This is a genomic window from uncultured Bradyrhizobium sp., assembly GCF_936943645.1.
Taxonomy (GTDB): Bacteria; Pseudomonadota; Alphaproteobacteria; order Rhizobiales; family Xanthobacteraceae; genus Bradyrhizobium.
Map to the genome: position 1 here is coordinate 71,285 of NZ_CAKZJO010000102.1, position 24,506 is coordinate 95,790.

The 24,506-nt window shown below is 66.0% G+C and carries 17 protein-coding genes; 5 read left to right on the top strand and 12 right to left on the bottom strand.

What is annotated here, in order from left to right; translation table 11 throughout:
* Window position 1: 1 nt before the first annotated feature.
* The 4 genes from Q0743_RS29720 to Q0743_RS29735 all read right to left on the bottom strand — a co-directional run bounded on the left by Q0743_RS29720 (window position 2) and on the right by Q0743_RS29735 (window position 6,749).
* Window positions 2–244, bottom strand: a complete 243-nt coding sequence (locus tag Q0743_RS29720) for a hypothetical protein (RefSeq protein ID WP_298245003.1) — start codon at window positions 242–244, stop codon at window positions 2–4.
* A 31-nt stretch (window positions 245–275) separates the two neighbouring features.
* The gene (locus Q0743_RS29725; protein WP_298245036.1) at window positions 276–1,394 is read right to left on the bottom strand and encodes a DUF2336 domain-containing protein; all 1,119 of its coding nucleotides are present in this window, start codon (window positions 1,392–1,394) and stop codon (window positions 276–278) included.
* 365 nt (window positions 1,395–1,759) lie between these two features.
* Window positions 1,760–5,374, bottom strand: coding sequence for an AsmA-like C-terminal region-containing protein (locus Q0743_RS29730; protein ID WP_298245004.1), 3,615 nt, complete (start codon window positions 5,372–5,374; stop codon window positions 1,760–1,762).
* A 142-nt stretch (window positions 5,375–5,516) separates the two neighbouring features.
* Window positions 5,517–6,749, bottom strand: a complete 1,233-nt coding sequence (locus Q0743_RS29735) for a cytochrome P450 (protein ID WP_298245005.1) — start codon at window positions 6,747–6,749, stop codon at window positions 5,517–5,519.
* Window positions 6,750–6,894: 145 nt separating this feature from the next.
* On the opposite strand from Q0743_RS29735, the gene Q0743_RS29740 reads away from it, so the two are divergent.
* Window positions 6,895–7,506 carry a TetR/AcrR family transcriptional regulator gene (locus Q0743_RS29740; protein ID WP_298245006.1) on the top strand — a complete coding sequence of 204 codons (612 nt, stop codon included), beginning with the start codon at window positions 6,895–6,897 and terminating at the stop codon, window positions 7,504–7,506.
* A gap of 19 nt (window positions 7,507–7,525) precedes the next feature.
* Here Q0743_RS29740 and Q0743_RS29745 read toward each other — a convergent pair whose 3' ends face one another.
* On the bottom strand, window positions 7,526–8,080 hold the full coding sequence (locus Q0743_RS29745; protein ID WP_298245007.1) for a MarR family winged helix-turn-helix transcriptional regulator: 555 nt from the start codon (window positions 8,078–8,080) through the stop codon (window positions 7,526–7,528).
* 52 nt (window positions 8,081–8,132) lie between these two features.
* On the opposite strand from Q0743_RS29745, the gene Q0743_RS29750 reads away from it, so the two are divergent.
* Entirely contained in the window at window positions 8,133–9,020 is an 888-nt protein-coding gene (locus Q0743_RS29750) for an alpha/beta hydrolase (RefSeq protein WP_298245008.1), read from the top strand.
* Between the two features lie 48 nt (window positions 9,021–9,068).
* Window positions 9,069–9,872 carry an isocitrate lyase/phosphoenolpyruvate mutase family protein gene (locus tag Q0743_RS29755; protein ID WP_298245009.1) on the top strand — a complete coding sequence of 268 codons (804 nt, stop codon included), beginning with the start codon at window positions 9,069–9,071 and terminating at the stop codon, window positions 9,870–9,872.
* Window positions 9,873–9,929: 57 nt separating this feature from the next.
* Here the strand turns inward: Q0743_RS29755 and Q0743_RS29760 are convergent, their stop codons facing one another.
* From Q0743_RS29760 to Q0743_RS29775, 4 genes are all read right to left on the bottom strand, one after another.
* Window positions 9,930–10,319 carry a tautomerase family protein gene (locus Q0743_RS29760; RefSeq protein WP_298245010.1) on the bottom strand — a complete coding sequence of 130 codons (390 nt, stop codon included), beginning with the start codon at window positions 10,317–10,319 and terminating at the stop codon, window positions 9,930–9,932.
* A 98-nt stretch (window positions 10,320–10,417) separates the two neighbouring features.
* On the bottom strand, window positions 10,418–13,000 hold the full coding sequence (locus Q0743_RS29765; protein ID WP_298245011.1) for an EAL domain-containing protein: 2,583 nt from the start codon (window positions 12,998–13,000) through the stop codon (window positions 10,418–10,420).
* Window positions 13,001–13,153: 153 nt separating this feature from the next.
* Window positions 13,154–14,461 (bottom strand): MFS transporter, encoded by a 1,308-nt coding sequence (locus tag Q0743_RS29770; protein ID WP_298245012.1) that lies wholly within the window; start codon window positions 14,459–14,461, stop codon window positions 13,154–13,156.
* Between the two features lie 209 nt (window positions 14,462–14,670).
* A complete protein-coding gene (locus Q0743_RS29775; RefSeq protein ID WP_298245013.1) occupies window positions 14,671–17,061 on the bottom strand; it encodes an EAL domain-containing protein in 2,391 nt (796 codons plus the stop codon).
* Between the two features lie 326 nt (window positions 17,062–17,387).
* On the opposite strand from Q0743_RS29775, the gene Q0743_RS29780 reads away from it, so the two are divergent.
* A complete protein-coding gene (locus Q0743_RS29780) occupies window positions 17,388–18,554 on the top strand; it encodes an ABC transporter substrate-binding protein (protein ID WP_298245014.1) in 1,167 nt (388 codons plus the stop codon).
* A gap of 7 nt (window positions 18,555–18,561) precedes the next feature.
* Here the strand turns inward: Q0743_RS29780 and Q0743_RS29785 are convergent, their stop codons facing one another.
* Genes Q0743_RS29785 through Q0743_RS29795 form a run of 3 tightly spaced genes read right to left on the bottom strand, consistent with a single transcriptional unit; the run spans window position 18,562 to window position 22,444 of the window.
* Window positions 18,562–19,539 carry a hydroxyacid dehydrogenase gene (locus Q0743_RS29785; RefSeq protein WP_298245015.1) on the bottom strand — a complete coding sequence of 326 codons (978 nt, stop codon included), beginning with the start codon at window positions 19,537–19,539 and terminating at the stop codon, window positions 18,562–18,564.
* A 12-nt stretch (window positions 19,540–19,551) separates the two neighbouring features.
* Window positions 19,552–21,411 carry a TRAP transporter large permease subunit gene (locus Q0743_RS29790; protein ID WP_298245016.1) on the bottom strand — a complete coding sequence of 620 codons (1,860 nt, stop codon included), beginning with the start codon at window positions 21,409–21,411 and terminating at the stop codon, window positions 19,552–19,554.
* A 1-nt stretch (window position 21,412) separates the two neighbouring features.
* Window positions 21,413–22,444: a TRAP transporter substrate-binding protein gene (locus Q0743_RS29795; protein WP_298245017.1), complete on the bottom strand. Its 1,032-nt coding sequence runs from the start codon at window positions 22,442–22,444 to the stop codon at window positions 21,413–21,415.
* Between the two features lie 431 nt (window positions 22,445–22,875).
* On the opposite strand from Q0743_RS29795, the gene Q0743_RS29800 reads away from it, so the two are divergent.
* Window positions 22,876–24,351, top strand: a complete 1,476-nt coding sequence (locus tag Q0743_RS29800) for a caspase family protein (protein ID WP_298245018.1) — start codon at window positions 22,876–22,878, stop codon at window positions 24,349–24,351.
* Window positions 24,352–24,506: the final 155 nt, after the last annotated feature.

Sequence of the window (24,506 nt, forward strand, 5' to 3'; positions counted from 1 at the left end):
CTTACCGGAAGTATCCCAGCACGAGATCGACGTCCGCGCTGCCGGCCACCGTGCCGGTCAGCTCGGCGTCGATGACGCGGCGGCAGGCTTCGATCGCGGCGTGGTCGCCGAGATCGTTTGCGGCTTCCAGCACGAGCCAGGCCGCGTCCACCGAGGCCTTGTCCGGCGCGCCGCCGCCGAGATCGGCGGTGGCGGTGCTGTTGAGGTTCTTCTTGCGAACGGCAGTGCCGAATTGAGGCAACATTGCAGATACTCCCCTGTCCTTAGTGTACCTGTCAGTGAACTTGGAGCTCGGGCTGACGGCCCGCATCGGCACCGGTGCCGGTCTTGCGCGACTGGTAGAACTTCAAGATGCTGCGCGAGGTCTCGATCTTGAGCCGGCCATATTCGCGCTCGTTGTCCTGGAGCTCCCGCGCCGTGATCAGGTGATCCTTGGCACCGAGGAACAGCAGCGACATCGTCGTATCCCAGGAGAAGTCGAGTGCCTTGCACAGCACGAGGATCATCTCGCGGTTGCGGTCCATCAGCGCGCGCTCGATCACGTCGACCGGCAGCGACGACAGCAGCGACAGGCCGATCTGCACCTCGTCGAAGCGGTGCTGGCGCGCATAGTTCGAAATCGAGTCCTGATTGAGGTTGCCCTGCCGGTACTGCGTCGTCACCACGCGCTTGGCGACGAAATAGCTGCGCGAGGACGGACCGAACTTGGACTGGAGATCGCCGGTGACTTCGGTCACCGAGCTCTGGATCTGCGCCATCATCTCGGGACGCTCGGTCTCGAGCCGGCGGCGGACATCTTCCGAAGCCTTCGAGATCAACTGCTGGAAGATGTGGCGCGGCACGTCCTTGCGCAGGCCAAGCTGCTCGGCGAGGATCGAATCGCCCTCGGCGCGGCGGACCATGTGCAGCAGACCCGAGCCGGAGAAGCGGGCGCCCTCGTTCTTCGCAACCGAGGTCACGACCTCCTGGTTGCCGCGCTTGACCAGCACGTCGGTCACGGCCTCGCCGATCGACGAACGCTGGGAGATCGCGAGCAGGTGCGACTGGCCCTTGGTCAGGGCGCTTTCGACCAGCATCTTCTCGTCGATGCGGCTGGAGTTGCGCAGCACGGGACCTGCGACCTCGATCTCGTCGTCGAGCGCGAGCTTTTCAATGACGTTGAGCGGGGCATGATCGCAGGCCGACATGACGTCCGAGAGCTGCGCCCGCGCAGCGACCTCGATCTCCTCGGCGAGCCGGCCGATGACCTCGCCGAACATGCTGATCTCGTCGTCGCTGTAGCGGCCGGTGATCAGAATGTCGGTCGCATGCCACAACGCCTTCGCCCGGCTTTCGTCGGTGCCGCGCGCGATCGCGTCGTCCAGGTCCTGCAGAAGCGATTTCGCCCCGTTCATCTCGATCAACCCCAGTTCTTGGCGAGCCATTTTGGCGAGCCGTCCTGCCGCTCGTGGCGGGACAGCGAATTCCTCTGGGAACTGAAGCTAGAGATCAAACGCGAGAATTCGGTAAAATCGGCAAATCAGTTTTGCCGGGCAAAATTCATTCAAATGGGAGAGAACCGGTTAAGGGGTGAGAAAGGTGCTGCGCGAGAGGCGCGCTCCCTCTCCCGCTTGCGGGAGAGGGCTGGGGAGAGGGTGTCTCCGCAATGGGACACTCCCCTAGAGGAGAAAACCCTCACCCGCGCCTTCGGCGCGACCTCTCCCGCAAGCGGGAGAGGTGAGCCAGCCTGCGGCTCGGTCCGAGCAAAACCAAAAAGCCCTCACGGATTCTGCGGGGTCAGCACCAGCGGCGGCTTCGGCTTGGGTTTTGCGGGCGGTGGACCCGGGGCAGGCCTCACGTCGATGGCCGGGGGCAGCGGCGCAACCTGCTGGCTCGCCAGCGGTGGGCTTGGTGCGGCGGGCGCGGCCTGCGGAGCCTTTGGCGTCGGCGGCGCCTTTGGCTTTGACGGCATGCGGCGCGGATCGTGGCCCGGCAGCGGCACGTTGGCAGGCGCCTGCTCGGGCGCGGCCTCCGGAGACACCAGCGTCGGCAGCGCGGCGGTCGCCGGCGGCGGCTCGCCGCGCTCGATCGCGTCCAGCCGGCGCGTCTCGCGGTCGATCGTGCGCACCGCGAGCCACGACGACAGCGGGGCGAGGTCGATGGTGCGATTGAGCTTGTCGGGCGGGCCGGCCGCGAACAGCTGGATCTCCGGCGGCGCGCCGGAGAGGCCGGTCATGATCGGCGTCAGGCTGGCGCGGATGTCGGCCTGGTCGGCGGGAATATCGTAGCCGCCGGAGACGATGGCGCGGGCGTTCTTTGCTTCCAGCGGCGTCGCGCCGACACGCAGGCGACCGTCGCGGATCGTGAACGGAATCTGCGCCGAGGCCACCGCGATCGGCGCGGCGGCAAGCGCGGGCTCGACCAGCTGTCGCAAGCGGTTGTCGTCGCTGACCTGGCCGCCATCGCTGGCGCGGATCGCGATCTCGAAGGCGCGCGGATTGAGGCCGCTGATTTCCGCGGAGTCCAGCGTCACCGTGCCGTTGCCGGCGAGCGCACCGGTGAGCGCCGCGACGCTGCGGCCCTGGCTGGTCAACGCCATCTGCACCGAGACGCGGCCCTTGGGCAGCGCGAGGTCGCGATAACGCAGCGTTGCCGCATCGACGTTGCCAAGCTCGATGCGGGTATTCAACGCCAGTCCGTTGGCGCCGTTGCGCGCATCGAGGCTCGCGGACATCTCGCCGCCGCCGAGGCCGCCCTTCAGCGCATCGAGTGCAAGCGACTGGCCGTCGCCGCGGATCGTGCCGCCGAACTGGCGCAGCTCGAGGCCGCCGGGCAACGTCCCGCGCAAGGCCTGGAACGCGACCCGGCCGCGCCAGCCGGTGACGAGTCCCGCACTCAACGGCTCGCTTGCATCATGTCCGGCTGCGCCGATCGCCATCGCGAGCGCCGGCGCGAGATCGAGCGTGTCGAGACCGATTTCGCCATCGACGCTCCTGTCCTGATCCAGCGTCACCGCCAGATGGCCGCGCAGATGCGAGCCGGCCGCATTGCCGTCGAGATCGTCGAAGCTCAGGCGGTTGCCGGAGAGGCCGACGCGGGAAGACAGGCTGACGTTCTGCACCGCTTTGTCCGCCGGGCTGGTGCCGAGCAGCGGCGCCAGATTGACGTTGCGCACGCGCAGGTTCACGCTGCCTTTCGGCTCCGACAATTCGACGCTGCCCTGCGCATCGGCATCGAGCCCACCGCCGCTGAGCTTTGCGTTCAATTGCAAGGGCCGCCGCCAGGTGCCGGTCAGCTTGCCCTCGAACCGCGAGGCGCCCTCGCCTGCGGCGATGACGCGATCAAGCCCGAGCAGCGCCAGCAGCGCGCCGGCCTGCGGCGTCGAGACTTTCGACTCCAGCGTGAAATCGCTGCTGCGCAGGCGGTCGAGGTCGATGCCGCCGATGGCGGCGGCCGGGGTCTGCGCGGCCAGCGTCGCGCTGGCCTTGAGCTGCGGCGCGTCGAGTTCGAGCACGGCGCGGGCATTGCTGCGATCGGCATGCTCGGCATTCTTGTCGAGGCTGAGATCGAGCTTGAGGCGGGTGGCGCCGGGCTGCGACGGCAAGGCATCGAACCGCGCGCGCACCGCGGGCGCGAACGGCTCGAGCAGCGCGGTGAGCTCGCGCAGCGAATTGGCGGAGGATTTCAGCGCGAGCTTGCCGGTGACCTTGGCGCGATCGAAGCTGCCGCTCGCCTCGGTGGTGACGCCGCCGGCCTGGCCGAAGCGCAGTTGCTCCAGCGACAGCGATGCAGGGCCGTAAGCAAGCCTGGCCGCGAACGGCCGCAATTCCTGTCCGGCAGAGATGGCGCGGCCGATGTCGAGCGAGAATTTCGCCTCTTCCGGCCATTCGCCTTGCGGCCCTGCGAGCGCGCGCACGAAGCTTGCGGCGGCGTCGAGGTCGAGCCGGTCGGCCTTGAGGTCGGCGTCGATCCGCGAGCCTTTGCTGGCGCCCGTTTGCACGAAGGCGATGCGGCCCTCGACAGTGCCGCCTTCGATGTCGGCCTTCAGCCGGTCGACGGCCAGATGATTGGCGGCGATCGTGACGTCGCCGGCGAGGCGCAGCGGCCGCGTGCTGCGGCGGTTGATCTCGTTGCGGCCCTGCAGCCAAGCCACCAGGGCGTCCGGGTCCGACGATTCCACACTGAGACGGCCGCTGAAACTGTCGGCGCCCGGCGTCGCGCCGTTGAGCGAGAGCTGCGTCATGCCGGGCGCGCGCAGCTCGAGCCGCTGGAAGGTCCAGGATCGTCCGTCGGTCTGGAGCTCGGCCGTGATGTTCTGCAGCGGACGGCCGCCGAGCATGATCTGGTCGGAGTTGAACTCGATCTGTGCCGGGATCGGCGCCTGCGGAATGGCGGCAAGCCCCGCCCGCAGCGCCGGCAGGATGCGGAGCGGCTCGGCATCGTCCTTGGCCGTCAGCCTGTCGGCATCGACCTGGCGCGCCGAGAGCACGGCGCGCAGCAGCGGCGATGCGCCGAACCTGAGGTCGCCGACTCCGCCGAGCTTCAGCGCGGTGTCCTCGGCACCGAAGCTCGCATCGATCTGCTCGAACTTGGCGCCGGCCGGGTCCGCCCTGAGCTTGGCCGTGAGCTTCCAGGGCATCGGCCCCGCCTCGCCGGCCTTCTTCACCGCCGGAACGGCCAGCGTCAGCGCGCCGTCGAATTTCGGCAGGCGGTTGTCGAAGGCGAGCACGCCTTCGAGATCGGCGAGGATGGCGCGCTCGCCGGGATCGACGTTGAGGTGAAGGCGGGTGGCATTGCCGTCGGCGCTCGGACCGGACGAGACGCGGAACGGATAGCGCACCCCGTTGGCGGTGAAACCGCCGTCGCCGCGCACCGAGCCCGCGAGCGAGCGGACGTCGCCGGAGAAGGCGATGTCGTTCAGCTCCAGCGTCGAGCGGCTGGCGGCATCGTGCAGCGCGATGCGGCCGGTGAGATTGAGCCGCTCGATGGCAAGGGATGCCAGGTTGAAGGTGCCGCTCGCGGTGGAGGGCAGATCGACCCGCCCGCGCGCGTCGAGGCCGAGATCGACCGCCATGCCGCCCACAGAAAGCTCGGTGGCGCGCCATTCCCCGCGCATCAGGGAGGAGAGGCTGAACTCGACGTCGAGCTTGTCGGCGCGCAGGCGGCCGAGATCGTTGTTGCCTCCGAAGGTGACCTGCCGCAGCCTTAAGGTCGGCGCCGGCAGCAGCCGCGCGTCGAGCTCGCCCGCGACCCGCACCGGTACGCCGATGATCTTGCCAGCCTCTGCCTCGAACTGGGGCCTGAACTGGTTCCAGTCGACATAGTAAGGCCCGATCAGCGCGGCCAGCAGCGCAATGATGAAGGCAATCGCCAATCCGAGCAGCGTCGTCTGCACGGGTCTCCCCTCGGCCAAACCGGCACCGGTCCAAACCCTGGCCTTCGTGGACTTCAGGCGTGCCGGAACAGCCCCTTATATAGGGGGAAGTGTGGCGAAGTCACAGCGACTGTTGCGCGCGGAGGTTAACGCTGGGGCCGCCTCACCAGCTCGCCGGCAGCCGCTTGAGGCCGCGCAGCACGAAGGTCGGCCGCCATTCCGGGTTTTCGACGTCGTCGATGCGCAAATCGGGCAACCGCCGCAGCAGCGTGGCGATGGCGATCTCGGCCTCGATGCGCGCCAATTGGGCACCCAGGCAGAAATGGATGCCGCCGCCGAACGACAGCGGCTTTACATTCTGGCGGGTGACGTCGAGGCGGTCCGGCCTGTCGGGATAAACCGCCGGATCGCGGTTGGCCGAGCCGAGCAGGCACAGCACGGTCTCGCCCTTGGGGATCCGCTTGCCGCCGAGATCGTCGATATCGTCCAGCGCGACGCGGCCGGTCATCTGCACCGAGGAATCGTAGCGCAGGAATTCCTCGATGGCCCCTTCCATCAGCTCGGGGCGCGCCTTGAGCAGCGCCAGCTGGTCCGGGTTGCGGTGGAGTGCCAGGAGACCGTTGCCGATCAGATTGACGGTGGTCTCGTGGCCGGCGCCGAACAACAGGATGATGTTGGCGGTCAGCTCCTCGTTGGTGAGCTTGTTGCCGTCCTCCTCGGCCTGCACCAGCTGGGTGGTGAGATCATCGCCGGGGTTCTTGCGACGCAGCTCGAACAGCTGCTGGAAATACATCTGCGCCATGAGGTTGCCCTCGTTGCCCTTCTTGATCTCCTCGGGCGTGAGGGGCACTGGGTCGAGCAGCCGGCCGCCGTCGCGCGAGCTCTTGTAGAAGACCTCGCGATGATCCTCGGGGATACCGAGCATCTCGCAGATGATGGTGACGGGCAGACGGAAGGCGAAATCCTCGATCAGGTCCATATGGCCGCGTTCGATCACGGCATCGATGGCCTGGTCGACGATCTCCTGGATGCGCGGCCGCATATCCTCGACCCGGCGCGCGGTGAAGGCTTTCACGACGAGGCCGCGCAGGCGGGTGTGGTCGGGCGGATCGGCCTGCAGCATCCAGTGGCTCATGCTGCGGAACACCGGCTCGTCCATGATCTTTTCGCTGTAGCGGCGCTTGGAGCGGTCGACGAAATCCTTGCCGAAGCGCTTGTCGCGCATCACCAGGCTGACATCGGCATGGCGGCTGGCGACGAACTGGCCGAACGGCGTCACGTGGATCGGGTCGATCGTGCGCAGCCGGTCGTAATGCGGATAGGGATCGCGGATGAAATCCGGCGAGAGCGGATTGAACAGCGGTGCGCCGCCGGCGCCCTGCACGTGCTCGTTCATGGTGACCTCAATCGGTTGCCGCAAATCTATTGGCACATGACACGAATACGCCGAGCGCAGCCCCACTGCCCGGCGTAACCATCCCCTAAATTCTTAAACTCGATACATTATTGTATCGAGTTGCATTCTGCCCTACCCTGATCCGATGTCAAGGGTGAGAACCAGGCCGACCAGGGACGATACGCGCGACAAATTGTTCGAGGCGGCGGCGCGGGTGTTCGAGGAAGACGGCATCGGCGGCGCCAGCATCGAGGCGATCGCGGCGGCGGCGGGCTTCACCCGCGGCGCGTTCTACTCGAACTTCAAGAGCAAGGACGAATTGATCATCGCCATGCTCGAGGACCATGTCGAGCAATCGATCCGGCGCAACATGGACATCCTCGCCGAGCACGACAATCTCGACGATTTCATCGCGGCGCTGAAGTCGATGGACCGTACGCGGCAGGACCCGCTCGGCCGCTCGCCGCTGCTGCACATGGAGATGATCCTGTTCGTCGCGCGCGCCGAGAAGCGCCGGCCCGAGCTCGCAAAGCGCCTGCGCGCGCGGCGCAAGCTGGTCGCCGACATCGTCGAGGCGACGCTGAAGAGCAACGGACGCAACACCAATCTGAACCCGCCCTGGATGGCCTCCGTGGTGCTCGCACTGGAGGACGGCTTTCGCCTGCACCGGCTGATCGATCCCGAGACGACGCCGGCCGACAGCTTTCTGCGCGCGATCACGGATTTGCGGCGGAGGACGGGGTTGGCGTCGGAGTGACCGTGATCGGGGTCCAGCGCTAGCGACCGCGTTTGCCTTTCGTCGTGGGCAACGGGCAATTCGTGCAGACGCTATCGTCGCACATCCGGCAGATCGTGAAACGGTCCATCTCCGACGTGTCCTGCCGGGCCAGGAGCTCGTGGATCAACGTTTCGAGCCGCTTTGTTTCTGCCGGCGACAACACGTCGAGAAGCGACGCAACGGCCGAGATCCGGGATGTCATCAGATCGTTCCGCATCGCGGCGCCGGCAGTCGTCAGATACAACGCAATCTCCCGTCCGTCCTTTCCCGGCCGGCGCTCGACCAGCCGATCCGAAACCAGACGATCCACCAGTCGCACTGTTCCGGAATGCGAGAGGCCGAGGATTCGGCGGAGCTTGTCGTTGGTCATGCCCTGACTGTATCCGATGACGACGAGTGCGGCCGGCGTCTCGCCGCCACGGCCGATGACCTCGCGCGCGCCCTGCTCGATCCGATCCATCACGGCGAGCGAGAGCGCCCCCAGCAAATTCGCGATTCCAGTCTCCATGCCCCCGACAATATGTGCGTTGCGCACAAAAAACAACTTGCCCAAATATGTGCACTGCGCACATATTTGGAAACGGTGAATGAGAGGAGGAACAGCGATGACAATCCGGAGCACGGCACAACGGGCCGCGAACGACGAACCCGTCCTGAAATACGTGCAGGCCAACGGCGTGCGGTTTGCCTATCTCGAACAGGGCAGCGGGCCCCTGGTCATGTTCATGCACGGCTTTCCCGACAACGCCTGGTCCTATCGAAAGCAGATGCAGGTCTTCGCGGAAGCCGGATATCGCGCGGTCTCGCCGTTCCTGCGCGGCTATGCGCCGACGGAGATTCCGGCCGACGGGATCTTCGATCCCATCGCGCTCGGCAAGGATCTCGAAGCCCTCATTGCAGCCCTCAGCGACGACGGACAGGCCCGTGTCGTCGGCATGGATTGGGGCGGCACCTCGACCTTTCAGGCGCTGGCCACGGCGCCGTCGGCGATCAAGGCCGCCGTCGTGATGAACACCGCCCACCCGATCACGTTTTCAAGCATCAGGAGAGATCCCGACGCCGTACGATCGATCTTCCATTTCTATTTCTTCCAGCTTCCCAGTGCCGACACCGCGGTCAATATCGCGGGCCTCCCCTTCATCGACTATCTCTGGAAGCTGTGGTCGCCGACATATCGGAACGACGAGCATCTGCGTTCGATCAAGGAAACGCTCAGCTCTCCCGGCACGATGACGGCGGCCCTGAAATATTACGGTGGCCTGTTCGATGCGGGCTTCGCCCGGCGGCTGCCCATGAACGAGATGCACACCCCGACGCTGACGATCTATGGCGGCAACGATCCGACCGCGAGATATTCGGTGAAGGAGGAGCCCTTCTTCAAGGGGCCGCACAAGCGCATCGTCCTGCCCGACGTCGGGCACTTCCCGCACCTCGAGCGCGAGGCCGAGGTCACCGGTCTGATGGACTGGTTCAAGACGCACGCGCCCAACTGACGGCGTGGCCAAGACACCCTAGAAAGTTCTCTGACCGGAGTACGCGCGATGGACGCCAAGACCCAGCAGCGGCACGCGGATACGTTTCGCGCTCTTCACAGAAAGGCGGACCCACTCGTCCTGTTCAATGCCTGGGACGCCGCCACCGCCAAAGCCATCGCGAAATCCTCACCAGCCATCGCGACCAGCAGCGGCGCGGTGGCGGCCGCGCTCGGATACGCCGATGGGGAAAATGTCCCGCTCGATATGGTGACGGGTCTGGTGTCGCGGATCACCGCGTCTGTTGCGGTGCCGGTGTCGATCGATCTGGAGGCAGGATATGGCGACACGCCGGATGCGGTGGCGAAGGCGGCGATCGGGATTTTGCAAGCCGGCGCCGTCGGCATCAATATCGAGGACGGGCTATCCGGAGGAAAGCGGCAGCTTGTCAGTCCCGAACAACATGCTGCGAAGATCAAAGCCGTGCGGGAGGCGGCGCAGGCCCGCGGAATTCATCTGTTCATCAACGCGAGAACCGATCCGTTCCTGCTGAAATTCGGATCGCCGGATCAATGCCTGAACGAAGCGGCCCGGCGCGCGAAGATCTACGCTGAGGCCGGCGCCGATGGAATCTTCGTCCCGGGCCTCACCGACCTCGCGCTCATCGAGGGGTTCGTCCAGCTCACGCCTCTGCCGGTCAACATCATGGTGACGCAAGGCCTTCCCTCAATCACGGATCTCGCCCGCGTCGGCGTTCGGCGGGTGAGCCTCGGGCCATGGCCGATGATCGCGGCGATGCGCGTCATCGCGGAGGCCGCGGCCGGCGTCGTCACGAGCAAGCGATACGGCACGTTCCTGCAGCCGAATTCTTGAGGAAGGACCTCACCACCCAGCATTCCAACTCGATCGCAGAACGGCAGAGCTCACCGACTATAGACCGAGAACCGACTTGACCGATCCGGCTTCGCTGAACGACCAGTCGATGGGCTTGTTCTCGGTCAAGAAGACAATTGAATTTGCCGGATCAAAGCCGATCTCGGCCAACCGGCTGCGAACATCCTTGTACAAGGCTTCCTTTTGCGCGTCGGAGCGGCCCGCAAGCAAGGTGATTTCGATGATGACGGTCGAGCCCGGATCGCGGCGTCCCAAGAACGTCGGATGGCAGATCATCTCGCCCGGGGGATGCCGCGAGATCAGGCAAAAGTCGTCGTCCGGGTTGACGCCGCAGGTCGCCACGAGGCTTGCATGGAGGCACGCGTTGATTGCGTGGCACGTCTCAATTGCCAAAGCCTGCGGAACGTGAAGTCGGTTGAATGGCATTTGCCTCACTCAGTCGAATACCCTCGCCCATTAGCAGGAAATATCCGATCTGAGAACGTGCCCGGCGAAGCCGGCTTTCGAAGCGGCAGGTGCCGGGCCTATGCCGACCGCTTCACCGTGGCGCGTCCCGCCGCCACGTCCAGCCGTCCCAGCATCGCCCTCGCCTGCTCGGCGCAATGCTCGATCAGCCAGCGCTCGAAGGCGACGGGGGCGAGCGCGGGGGCGTAGAGGAAGCCTTGCACGACGTCGCAGCCAAGCTCGGCCAGCGTCCTGCGCTGGCCCTCGGTCTCGACGCCTTCGGCGACGACGGTCATGCCGAGGCCCTGGCCGACGCGCACCACGGCGGTGGCGATGGCGAGCGCGCCAGCGTCACGCTCGATGTCGCGCATGAAGCTGCGGTCGATCTTGAGCTCCCGGATCGGCAGGTGCGCGAGCCGGCTGAGGCTTGAATAGCCGGTGCCGAAATCGTCGACCGCAAGCCCGACGCCGAGCTCGCGGATCGCGTTCATCGTCTCGAGCGCGGCGACGCTGTCCTGCATGAACGCGCCTTCGGTGATCTCGAGCATGAGGACGTCCGCCGGCAGATCGTGTTCGGCAAGGATGTCCTTGAGCCGCGCGGCCAGCGTGACGTTGCGGAAATTGATCGGCGACAGGTTCACCGACACGGATGGAATATTGAGCCCGGCGCTGCGCCAGCTCGCCATCTGGCGGCAGGCCTCGCGCACCGACCACAGGCCGATCTGCTCGATCAGGCCGCACTCCTCGGCGAGCGGGATGAACTTTGCCGGCGAGACGTCGCCGAGCACGGCATCATGCCAGCGGGCCAGTGCCTCGACGCCGTGGATCGCGCCGTCGCAGCTGCGGATCTGCGGCTGGTAGCTGAGGGTCAGCGCGCCTTCCGCGATGGCGCGGCGAAGCGCGGCGATCAGCGCCAGACGCTGCTCGGTGAGGCCGTTCATCTCGGCGCTGTACATGCGATGGGTCGAGCGTCCCGCCTGCTTGGCCATGTACATGGCGGCGTCGGCCTGCTGCATCAGAGTGTCGATGTCGGTGGCATGATCGGGATAGAGGCTGATGCCGATGCTGGCCGACATCGGCATCAGCTTCGAGCCGAGCCGCAAGGGCGCAGCCAGCGCCTCGGTGATCCCGGCCGCGACGCGCTCGGCGCTCTCGGCGTTGCGTTGCGGCAGCAGGATGACGAACTCGTCGCCGCCGAGCCGCCCCAGCATGTCCTCGGGGCCGATCTGCTCGCGCAGGCGCTGGGCGAGCTGGATCAGGAGCTCGTCGCCGGCGGCATGACCCAGCGTGTCGTTGACATCCTTGAAATGATCGACGTCGAGGAAGGCCAGCGCCACGTGGCTGCCGGTCGGGCAGGCATCGATCGCCGTGGTGATCAGGTGCCGCAGCTGGGCACGGTTCGGAAGGCCGGTGAGGATGTCGTGATAGGCAAGCCGCGCGATCTCGGCGCGCGCTTCCTTGCGCTCGATCGCGAAGGCGCCGAGGTTGACGCAGGCATCGACGATGCGCCGGTGCCATTTGCTCGGCGCGCGGGACTCCCGATAGTAGAAGGCGAAGGTCGCGATGACCCGGCCGTCCTTGGCCTTGATCGGCGTCGACCAGCAGGCGCGCAGGCCGACTTCCAGCGGCATTGCCTTGTAGGGCTGCCAGCGCGGATCGGTCTCGAGGTCCGTCGCCAGCACCGGCTCGCCGTAGAAAGCCGCAGTCCCGCAGGAGCCGACATTGGGGCCGATCGCGATGCCATCCAGCGCGCGCGAATAGTCCTCGGGCAGGCTGGGACCGCCGAGCGGATGCACCAGGCCCGCGGCATCGACATGCAGCAGAGAGCAGACGACATCGGGAGCGATCTGCTCGACGCGGCGGCAGAGCCTGTCGGCGATGTCGGTGATCGGGACTTCGTCCGCGAGCGAGCTCATGATGAGCTGCTGCAACGAGCGCAGCTGCTTGGTCTCGGTGATGTCCTCGAGCAGCGCGAAGATGTGCTTGACCCGGCCCTTCTTGTCGCGGAAGGCGTCGATCCGGGCGCAGACCCAGATCTCCTCGCCGTCCTTGTCGTAGGCGAGCACTTCAGTTTCGCCGCGGCGACCGCCATGCAACAGGCGCTGGACCAGCTTGGCGACCGCCTTGCGGTCGGTGTGGCAGCCGGCAATCAGCTCACCTGCACGGCGGCCCTCGGCCTCGGTGCTGGTGTAGCCGAACAGCGTCGTGAAGGCCGAGTTGACGTAGACGATGTTCTGGTCGGTGTCCGTGATGATCACCGCCCGGTTGGTCTGATCGGAGACGGCATGAAGAAGCCCGATTCTGACGCGGCGCTCGGCTTCGCCGGTGACGTCGCGCGCGAATACGAGGCGGTAGGTGGCGCCCTCACGCACGATGGACGACAGCGATATGGCCGCGCGGACCCGACTTCCGTCGTGCCGCACGAGGCTGATCTCATCGCGGAACTCCGAGGCCCGATCGGCCTGAAGGCATTTGAGCGTGAGAATGCCGACATCGGCGCCGAGCACGTCGGCGCGGGCAAGCTTCCAGATCCGCTCGGCCGCGGCATTGAAGTGGACGATGCGACCGTCCTCACCGACGATGACGACGCCGTCGTCCGCCCGATCGAGCGCAGCCAACAGAACTTCCGGCATTTCGATCGCAGGGCAATCGCGAGCGGACATCATTCGACCCAGGAACATCTCAACGATATGACAATGTCACGAGCCTAACGCTGCGGTGGTGTCCAAGAGGTTGGCGCCCTCCGGTAGCCGCCTACCAAGATGCGGGATGCTTAAGATTGCGCGAAGAAGTGCTACGGCATTTGGCAGGACGTTCTACGGCGTTGTTCCGCCGGTTCCCGACTGGAGCTTGGGCAGCCGGCCCGCGACGGCCCGCACCTTCCCCGGCGATGCCTGCCAGATCGCGAGCGCCGACAATCCGCTCACGACCATCGCGATGCCGAACGCGAGCGTGTAGTCGCCGGCGCGATCATAGAGCAGGCCGGTCACCCACGGTCCGGCCGCACCGCCCGCCAGCGCCGCCAGCATGATCGTGCCGAAGATGCTGCCCTGGTGCTTGCCCTGGAAAATCTCGAACACCACCGCGCCCATGATCGAGGTGAGGCCGTAGCCGAGCGCTCCTTGCGCGAACACCATGACGTAGACGAGCCAGAGCGACGGTTGATACTTCAAGGCGATCAGCGCGGCGAAGCAGATGACGAAGCCCGCGCAACTGATCGCCCAGACCCATTCGCGTCCGATGCGGTCGGAGATATGGCCCAGCACGATCTGGCCGGGAATGCCAAGCAGGCTGACGACGCCGAGCGCCCACACCGCGACGGAAGAGCTGAAGCCGATGTCGAGCAGGAATTTGGTCTGATGCACCTGCACCGCGTACCAGATGTACAGGCCGGAGAAATAGCCGACCGCGATCCACCAGAAGCGCGCGGTCCCGACGGCGCGTTTCAGCGTCCATTCGGTATTGACCCAATCGGGATCGACGATGTTGGAGACCGGCTGGGCCCCGCCCGCAGCCGGCGCGGCATCGCCGTCCGGTTCGAGGCCGATGTCCTGCGGGCGCTTGTGCAGCAGCAAATTGACCGGCGCCAGCACCACCAGGATGAGCAGGCCCATCGCGGTGCAGGCGGTGCGCCAGCCGGTCTGCTCGATCATGTGCTGCACCCATGGCAGCAGCGTCACCGAGCCGATGCCGACGCCGGCAAAGGCGATGCCGATGGCGAAGCCGCGCTTGCGGATGAACCAGTTCGGCAGGAACAGCGACTGGCCGGAATAGCCGAGACACACCGAGCCGGCACCGACCATGACGCCGATGGTGACGTAGAGATGCCAGGGCGCGCTGGTGAGCGGCGCCAGCAGCAGCCCGCCGCCCATCAGCAGCACACCGAGTTCCATCACCGCGCGCGGACCGGCGCGGTCCATCAGGCGGCCGATCAACGGGCTGACCACGCCCGACACGACGAAGCCGAAGGAGAAGGCGCCCGCGGTGACGCCGCGCTCCCAGCCAAATTCGGAGATGATGGGCGGAAAGAACAGCGAGAAGGCGGTGCGCGCGTTTACGCCGATCGCCATGGTGACGAAGGTCACGGCGACCACGACCCAGCCGTAAAAAAACGGAAGCCGCATGATGTGATTGTTTCACCCCTAGATGGTTCTACCGACCATCTTGGGATGATCGGGTCAAGCGCTTTCGCACGTGACCGATGACCTGGATGCAGACGCTTCCACAACGTCATTGCCACTTGGCACCAAGAACGTGGATGCCCGGGACAAGCCCGGGCATGACGATCTTTTGTTCAAGCACCAAGAATTCAAGGATCAGGAAGGCGACGCGCTCAGGCCGCGTCGCGCCGCGACCGTTTGACGGGAGCGTCGAACAATATCCGCTCGATCGGGTGCGGGCGGCCGAACAGATAGCCTTGCGCGTAGTTGACACCGAGCGCCTTCAGCCGCTCGTACTCCTCGCGGGTCTCGACGCCCTCGGCGGTGACCGACATATCGAGCCCGCGCGCCAGGGTCACGATCGAGGAGATGATGGCGGAAGAGCGCGGCTGATGCGTGAGGTTGCGGATGAAGGATTTGTCGATCTTGATCTTGTCGAACGGGAACGTCGTCAGATAGCTCAGCGACGAATAACCGGTGCCGAAATCGTCGAGCGCGAGCTCGATGCCGAGCTGCTTCAGGCGCTGCATGAAGGCGAGGTTTTCGACGCCGCGCTCCAGCAGCACGGATTCCGTGATCTCGATCTCCAGCCGTTGCGGCGACAATCCGGAATCGGTGAGCGCCGCGCAGATCACGTCGAACAGTTCGGCTTCCTTGAACTGGATCGGCGACAGGTTGACCGCGACGGCGAGGTCCGATGGCCAGCCGGCCGCATCCTCGCAGGCGCGCCGCAGCACGAATTCGCCGAGCGGCACGATCAGCCCGGTTTCCTCCGCCAGCGAAATGAACTGGTCCGGCGGGATCAGGCCGCGTACCGGATGCCGCCAGCGCACCAAGGCTTCGAAGCCGCGTCGCGCGCCACTGAGGGCGTCGATGAACGGCTGGTAGTGCACCTCCAGCTGGCACTGTGCGATGGCGTCGCGCAGATCCCCTTCCAGCGTGTTGCGGGCTTCCAGCTCGGCCGACATCGCCTCGTCGTAGATGGTGAAGCAGTTGCGGCCCGCCGATTTCGAGCGATAGAGCGCAAGGTCCGCCTTCTTCAGGAGCTGCTCCTGATCGCTGCCGTGATCCGGCGCGATGGCGATGCCGATGCTGGTGCCGATCTCGACGCGGTGACCGGGCAGCAGGAACGGCTCGGTCAGGAGCTTTGCGATCCGTGCCGCAAGCTCGGTCGAGCAGGCGCGCTGATCGTCGCCGGCTTCCTGGATGATGGCGAACTCGTCGCCGCCGAGCCGCGCCAGCACGTCGCGCGCGCGCACTGCGGATCGCAGCCGCTGCGCCACCTGGCGCAGCAGCGCATCACCGGCGCCGTGACCCAGGGAGTCGTTGACGTTCTTGAAGCGATCGAGGTCGAGCATCAGGATCGCGAACGGCAGGCCGCGCACGCCGAGCTGGCTGTTCATCTCGTCGAGCCGGCTGAGAAAGAAGGCGCGGTTGGGCAATCCGGTCAGGATGTCGGTCTGGGCAAGCTCGAGCACGCGCCGATTGGCCAGCGACAGGCGCCGCGAATTGCGGCTGGCGAGCATGAGATAGGTCGCGAGCGACAGCGTCAGCAGCATGCCGACGATCAGCACCGCGACGGCGCGATCGTACGTCGTCTCCAGCGGACCACCGGCGGTCGGCACCGCACGCACCTGCCAATCGGTATCGCCGATCTTGAGGCTGCCCGACCAATGCAGCGCCCGCGCGACATCCCGCATCGACTGCGGCGCCGTGGCCGACGACGCGTAATCCGGCAACATCTGCTCCAGGCTGACGATCTGCGCCGTGAACGGCGGGTAGATGTTCATGCTGACCGCGGGGCTTGCACCGGTGGTCACGCGAATGCCCTGAATTAGCAACGGCAGATCGAAGATGCCGACCACGAAGCCGGCGAGATTGCGGCGCCGATCCGCAACCGTTTCACGCGACGTCCCCTTGGCGTAGATGGGAACGGCAACGAGGACATCGGGCAGCCGGCCGCCCTCCCTCGGCTCGAACAGGCGCGTGCGAATGGCTGCGACCCGGTCGTTGTCGCGCGCGCGCTCGAGCACGGCGCGGCGCTCCGGAACGGTGGCATAGTCCATGCCGTAGACCGGCGAAGTCTTCGGCTGGGTCGAGTAGAACACCGGGAAATATTCATCGCCCTGCGGCGCGGTCACGAAGCGCTCGCCCTGCAGCGATTTGATGCGATAGCCGGAGACGCCGTCGGTGATCGCCGCGGCCTCGTATTCGGCGCGCTCCTTGCGGTTGACGCGCGGCAGCCAGGCAATGCGCAGCATGCCGGGATGGCGCTCGAACAGGCGGGCACTGAAGGTCTCGAATTCGTTGCGGCTGACTTCGTCGTTGGTCGATTCGAACAGCGTGCGCAGCGCGACCAGCCTGGAAATGTATTCGCCCATGCCGTTCTGCATGACGATCGCTTCGGTCTCGGCCGCGTTCTCGAACTCGATCCTGTTGACGCGATCCTCCCACCGCGCCACGGCGGCCGCACCCGCAACCGAGAACAGAAGACCGACGGCGACCGCGACGAGCGCAGGCCGATAGAGTCCGAGCAGCGGCGCGACACGCCACCATCCGGTCATACGCCTCCGATCCTGATCGTTCTGATCGCGATCGCCCATCTTGAAGCCGCCGTCCCCTATCCGCGACGAACCGAACCTCTGGTTGAGGTACCGGCGCGGCTATCGGAACAAGACCGCGGTTAAGAACTGCACAATTTCGAAACCCGGCGGCTCCGCATTGCTCGGCTTAGTTAACGATTGCCCTGCGAATTACCGGAGTCTGGAGATAAGTTGCCGGTTTTCCCCGAAGTCTTACGGGGCGTGTTTGCAGCAGGGAATTAGCGTCCTGTTCAGCCTCGCAGACCTATCGTTCCTGCAACCGCATCCAGCATCCGGCAACCATTTCCATGACTCGCTCGCGATCAGCGACTTATGTCGCCTTGACCATCGCATTGCTGTCCGCAGCGCTGCTGCCGGCCAAGAGCGACGAGGCCGGCGTCAGCGAGGATGCGATCCTGTTCGGCCAGGCTGCCGCGCTGGAAGGCCCCTCCTCCGCGCTCGGACAGCGCATGCGGCAAGGCATCGTCGCGGCATTCACCGAGATCAATGCCAGGGGCGGCGTTCACGGCCGCAAGCTTCAGCTCATCAGCCGTGACGACGGCTACGATCCCGACCGCTCGGTGGCGCAGACGCTGCACCTCATCGAGAACGACAAGGTGTTTGCGCTGATCGGCGCGGTGGGCACGCCGACCGCGATGGCGACCATTCCGATCACCAGTGCCAGGAACGTTCCCTTCATCGGTCCGTTCAGCGGCGCCGAATTTCTGCGCGACCTCGAGCTCGCGAACGTCATCAACATCCGCGCGAGCTATGGCGCGGAGGCCGAAGCGTGGATCAAGCACCTCACCGAGGACCGCCACTTCACCCGCATCGCCATCTTCTACCAGGACGATTCCTTCGGCCGCGACGGTCTGGTCGGCGTCAAGCGCGCGCTCGCCAAGCGCGGCCTGGAGCTTGCTGCCGAAGGCACGTTCGAGCGCAACACCCGCGCGGTCAAGGCCGCCTGGCGGATGATCAAGCGCGCCGAACCCGAGGCCGTCGTGATGGTCGGGACTTACGGGCCCAGCGCCGAGTTCATCAAGCTGGCGCATCGCAGCGGCTTCTATCCGACCTTCGTCAACGTCTCCTTCGTCGGCGCCAATGCGCTCGCCAAGGAGCTCGGTCCCGAGGGTGAAGGCGTCATCGTCTCCCAGGTCGTGCCGTTTCCATGGGATCGCTCGCTCAGGCTCGTCGCCGACTACCAGGCGGCGCAGAAGGCGTTCGACCCGACGCTGACGCCGGACTTCGTGTCGCTGGAAGGCTATCTCTCCGGCCGGCTCGCGGCCGCGGCGCTGGAGATGGCCGGACCGAAACCGACCCGCGCGAGCCTGCTCCGCGCCATCAACGACGTCGGGCGCTTCGACATCAGCGGCAGCACCGTCACCGTCGGCATGCGCACGTTCGACACGCCGCCAAAAGTGTTTTTGACGGTGATTCAGAAGGACGGAACTTTCAAGGCGGTGGACCGGCTGTAGGGCCGCTTTACGGCCGCCGCGTCCAGCGGTCGGCGTTGACGGCGCCCGGCGGAACCTCGCCTTTGACGATCGCCTCGACCTGACGCACGGTTTCCAGCGACTGATATTCGATCGCCTGCGGCGTCAGGCCGCCGACATGCGGCGTGGCGATCACGTTCGGCAATTTCGCCAGTTCTGGCGTCGGCATCTGGTCCGGCGCGCGGCCGACGTCCATTGCCGCCCCGGCAATGCGGTTCTCGCGCAGCGCGCGCGCCAATGCGGCCTCGTCGACGAGATTGCCGCGCGAGAGATTGACGAAGACGGCATGCCTCTGCATGCGCGCCAATGCGGCCTCGCCGATCAGGTTCTCGGTCTGCTCGTTGGCGATGGCGAGGCAGACGACGTAGTCCGATGCGGCAAGGAGCTCGTCGAGGCTGACCTGGCGGATCGCGGCATCGCCGACAGCTGCGAAGGGATCGGCGACCAGCACCTCCATGCGCAGCACCTTCGCGATCTCGGCGAGATAACGCCCGATGCTGCCATAGCCGATGATGCCGATCCTGCTGCCCGCGAGCTGGCGGCCCATCCGCGCCTCCGGCTTGCGGCCGGCGTGGTAGTCCGCCGTGTTCCGCGAGACGCCGCGGGAGAGGTCGACCATGAAGCCGAGCGCGAGCTCGGCGACCGCCTGAACGAAGCCGGGCCCGGCGCGGGTCACGAGCACGCCGGCCTTCGAGGCCTCCTCCACATTGACGTTGCGGATGTCGACGGCGCAGCGGACGAAGGCGCGCAGACGCGGCAGCTGCGCGAAGATCTCGCCCCGCCCTTCCGTCATGCGATCGGCGACGATGATATCGGCGTCCTTGGCGGCGCGCACGAGTCCGGCGGCATCGAGCGGATCGTCGCCCTCGTGCAGGATCACCTCGGCAGTCGCGCGCAGGCCGTTGAGGCTGCGATCGCCGTAATAGTTGCGCCGCATCTCCGGGGTGTGCGCGAGCAGGACCTTCACGACATCTCTCCTTCAGTAGCCGAATGCCCGCGGCAGCGCAGTCGACAGCCATGGCACGAAGGCGATGACGAGCAGGCAGAGGAACAAGAGGCCCAGATAGCCGATGATCGGCTTCACCGTCTGCTCGATCGGCACGTTGCCGATCAGGCAGGCGCCGTAGAGCCCGAGCCCGAGCGGCGGCGCGAACAGGCCGATGCCCATGGCGATGACCAGCACGACGCCGAAATGCAGGGGATCGACGCCGAGCTGTACCGCAACCGGCAGCAGCAATGGCCCGAAGATGATCAGCGCAGCGGCACCTTCCAGCACCGAGCCCATCACGATCAGCACGGCGATTGCCAGCAGGATGAAGAGCCAGACGCCTGAGGTCTTCGACAATCCGAGCATGAAATCGCCGACCGCATGCGGCACCTGCTGCAAGGTCAGCGTGAACGCGAGCGATTGCGCGGCGGCGACGATGAACAGCACGAGCCCCGCACGCGTCGCCGCCTGCACGAAACTGTGCGCTGCCGATCTGAAGCTGAGCTCGCGAAACACCACGCTGCCGACGACGAGGGCATAGGCCACGGCGAAGGCCGAGATCTCCGTCGCGGTGGCAAAGCCGCTCTTGAAGCCGAAGAAGATCATGAAGATCAGGCCGAAGGATGCGATCGCGCCGCTCCACAGGCCCGACACCGGCATCTGCGGCTCGACCTCCTCGACCCTATCAGGACGCTTGCCGAAGATGATGGAGACCGCGATCAGCACCGCCGCCATCAGCGCCGAGGGCAACAGCCCGGCAACGAACAGGCCGCCGATCGACAGATTGGCGACGAAGCCGAGAATGATCAGGTTGATGCAGGGCGGAATGGTCTCCGCCATCACCGCGGAGGCCGCGAGCAGCGCCACCGCGCCGCCCGGATTCTGCCTGGAGCGGCGTGCGGCCGGGATCAGCACCGAGCCGACCGCGGCGACGTCCGCCATCTTGGAGCCGGAGATGCCGGAGAACAGCACCATGGAAGCGACCATCACGACGTTCAGCCCGCCACGCATGCGCCCGACCGCACGCTGCAACAGCTCGATCAGCCGCACCGACATGCCGTTGGCTTCCATGAGGTAGCCGACCAGGATGAAGAAGGGGATCGCCAGCAGCACGAAATTGTCGATGCCGCGGGCCATCTGCTGGGCGAAGATGACGCCGGGCAGCGCGCCCTCGACCCAGATGAAGATGAGCGCGGCGAGCGCCAGTGCAAAGCCGATCGGCAAGCCGCCGAACAGCGTCGCAAAGAAGCCGATCAGCATCAGCATGCCCGCCGATGGCACCGAGGACGGCGACAGGTAGTCCCAGGCGAGATAAAGGCCGGTGACGACGATGACCGCAACGAGGCCTCTGACGATATCGGGAAACGGGCGCGCGCAGAGATGGTCGATCGCGAACACCGTCATGAACAGCGCGCCGACGCCCATCGGGTAGAAGGTCAATTCCAGCGGCAGCCCGGAGCCGGTGGTCTGGCCTGACGTGAGCGAGCCCAGCTTGATGGCGTTATAGGCGACGTAGCCGGAGATCAGCACGATCAGCAACGCGCTGGCGGAATCGACCAGCGCGCGCAGCCGCACGGGCAACAGATCGCGGAAGAAGGAGACGCCGACATTCTCGCCCCGCGCGAGCGCGCTCGCGGCGCCGAAGAAGGCCGAGCCGACCATCAGCCCGCGCGCGACGTCGTCCGACCATTCGACCGGCGCGTTGAAGAAGAAACGCAGCAGCACGGAAACGCAGACCACCACGAGATCGGCGGCAAGCAGAAGCGCCGCGATCGCGTCGCTGAGGCGAAGCAGCAGGGCGACGCTGCCATGGCGGCCGCCCGAGACGGGCACGGCGGCTGTGATCGTCATCTCAGGCTTGCGTCGCGCGGATGATGTCGATGACGGCCTTGGATTCCGGCCGCGCCTTGATGAAGTTCTCGATCTGCGGCGCCACGCGCTTCTTGAAGGCCTCGCGGTCGCACTCGGCCACCGTCACGCCCTTCTCGGTCAGAGCGGCCAGCGCTTCCTTCTCGACCGCAAGGCCGTGGGCGCGGGTGTCGACTGCGGCCTTCTTGGCGGCATCGAGGAAGCCCTCGCGCAGCTTCGGGTCCATGCGGTTGTAGGTCATGTCGCTGAAATAGATCGCGAGCGGCGAGAAATTGTGCTGCGTCAGCGCATAGAATTTGGCGGTTTCGAAGAACTTGCTGGCCAGGATCGTCGGCGGATCGTGCTCGAGGCCGTCGAGCACGCCGGCCTGCAGGGCCGTGTAGATCTCGCCGAACGCCAGCGGCGTTGCTGCGGCGCCCATCAGACGCAGGCATTCGGTGATGACGGGATTGGGCAGGGTGCGGATCTTGAGGCCAGCGAGTTCATCCGGCGTCTTCACCGGCTTCTTCGCCAGCACGCTCCGCGAACCGAAATTGTAGGCCCAGGCGATGATGCGGATGTTGCCGCCCTTGAGCAGCGCGTCCTCGATCGGCTTGGCGGCGCCGGCATCGAACGCCTTGGTCTGCTGCGGGAAGCTCGAGAACAGGAAGCCGAGATCATAGGTGCCGACGAGCGGCACGAGATTCGCCGAGATCGAGGAACCCGACACCATGAGGTCGATGACGCCGAGCTTCACCGAGTTGATGACGTCGATCTCCTGGCCGAGCTGATTGTCGGGGAAGAAGGCGACCTCGACCTGCTCGCCGAGCCCGTTGCCCTTCAGGTTCTTGACGAGGTTGTCGTAGTAGACACGGCCGTTGGCGAATTTGGGATCGTTCGGCAGCGAGGAGGAGCATTTCAGCTTCAGCGTCGCTGCCTCGGCACGGCCGATGATGGCGGGAGAGAGCACGAGGCCGGCGCCGACCGCCGCCGATGACTTGATGAACGCGCGACGGTTCACGGGCACGATGGTCATGGTGCGGCTTCTCCCACTTTATTTTTTGTACGGCGCGGTCGTTGCCGCAGCCTGTTGCCTGAACTCTATGGCCAAAGCGACGACACAGGCAAGCGCGGCAGCCGGCAGCCACCGAGCGGCACCCCGCGCGCAAGGTCCAGTCCGCGAGCACGGCTGAACGACGATGAATCCCTGGGGATTTACGATGAAGATCGACCTGCGGCGACATCCGTCGGAGCGCGCGCAGTCGCGCAAAAGGCGACATCAATCCAATTGGCGCATGGATCAATGCGCAATTCACATGGATGAGCGCAGAGCGACGTCATCCAGCTCCGGCAGACAGCCTGCCCCATTTTGCCGCAGCCGAACCGTGATTTAGGGCACAGACAGACTCATGGCGGCCCCCTAGAAAAAGTGGCATCATCGCACGCATTGCCGATGGAGGTGACACCATGCGCCGTCCAGTCTTTTCCAGTTTGTTTCTTGCCTCCGGCCTACTTGCCCTTACGCAGCTGATGACACCGACGGAGGCCGCGGCCGAAGCGCGGCTCGCGCTGGTGATCGGCCAGTCCGCCTATCGCACCGTGCCGGAGCTACCCAACGCCGCCAACGACGCCAAGGGCATGACGGAGTTGCTCGGCAATGCCGGCTTCAACGTCACCACGGCCGCCAATCTGGCGCAGAACGAGATGCGCGCGGCGATCTCGGATTTCGCCGGCAAGGTCAGCGCCAGCGGCGCCGACACCGTCGCGCTGGTGTTCTATGCCGGCCATGGCCTGCAGATCGACGGCGAGAACTATCTCGTTCCGGTCGATCTCGATCCCAAGCGCGAGGCCGACATCCCGCTCCAGGGCGTGCGGCTGAACGATCTGCTCAACACGCTCGGCGCACTGCCGACGCGGGCACGCATCTTCATGCTCGATGCCTGCCGCAACAATCCCTTCCCGGCGCTGAGCGGCGCCGGCCACGGGCTTGCGATCGTCGACACCAAGGCCGGCGCCCCCGGCTCCTTCATCTCCTATTCGACCTCGCCCGGCGCCGAGGCCGAGGACGGTTCCGGCATCGACAGCCCCTACACCACGGCGGCGCTGACCATCGCCAAGCAGCCCAATCTGCCGATCGAGGAGGTGTTCAAGCGCATCCGCGTCGCCGTCGCGCAATCGACCGACGGCCGGCAGATCCCCTGGGAAAGCTCCTCGCTGACCACCGACTTCAAGTTCTTCGGCGAGAGCAGCGGCAGCACGCCCGCCCTTCCCGGCGCAGCCGCGATGGCGCTCGCCGGCGGAACTCGAAGCGTCGAGGACTGGCGCAAGACCTTGCAGGGCAAGCCCGCGACGGCGGCTTATGAGCTCGTGATCACCGACGACACCGTCGAGGCGTATCAGGCCTATATCGAGCTGTACGCGCAGGACACCCGCACGCCGCGCGTGCGCACCGTGCTGGAACGGCGGCGCCAGATGCTGGCCTGGGAGCGCGCCACCGCGATCAACACCCGCGCCTCGTTCGAGGCCTATCTCGCCAATTGGGACAACAGCGACCTCGCTGCGACCGCGCGCCGGCTGCTATTGCGCGTGCAGAACCGCAATTATGGCGTGCCTGTTGCCGCTGTAGCGACCCCGGTTGCGGTCGCGATGGCCCCGACCTGCCCGTGCTCGACACCAGCGGCACCGGCAACGCCGATCAATCCAAGCGTCGCGCCCATCATCAAGAAGCGCGTCGACGACACGCCACCCAAGCGCAAAGTGGTCGAGACGCCGCCGAAGCGCCGCCCGCCACCCGAGGAAGTGACCTACGAGCGCGCGCCGCCCCCCGGCCCGCCACCCGGCGCCGTCATGCAAGGCGTCGGCATTGGTATCGGCATCGGCCTGGGAATGGGGGGCCGCGGCGGCGGCGATCATTATCGCGGCGACTACAACCGCAGGTACTGAGCCGCTTTCTGAGCATCATCACACGAGGTCGTCATGCCCGGGCTTGTCCCGGGCATCCACGTTCTCTGCGCCGCGCGACAAGGCGTGGATGGCCGGGCCTTCGCCGCGCCGAAGCGGCTCCGGCCGCGCAGGCGGGACAAGCCCGGCCATGACGC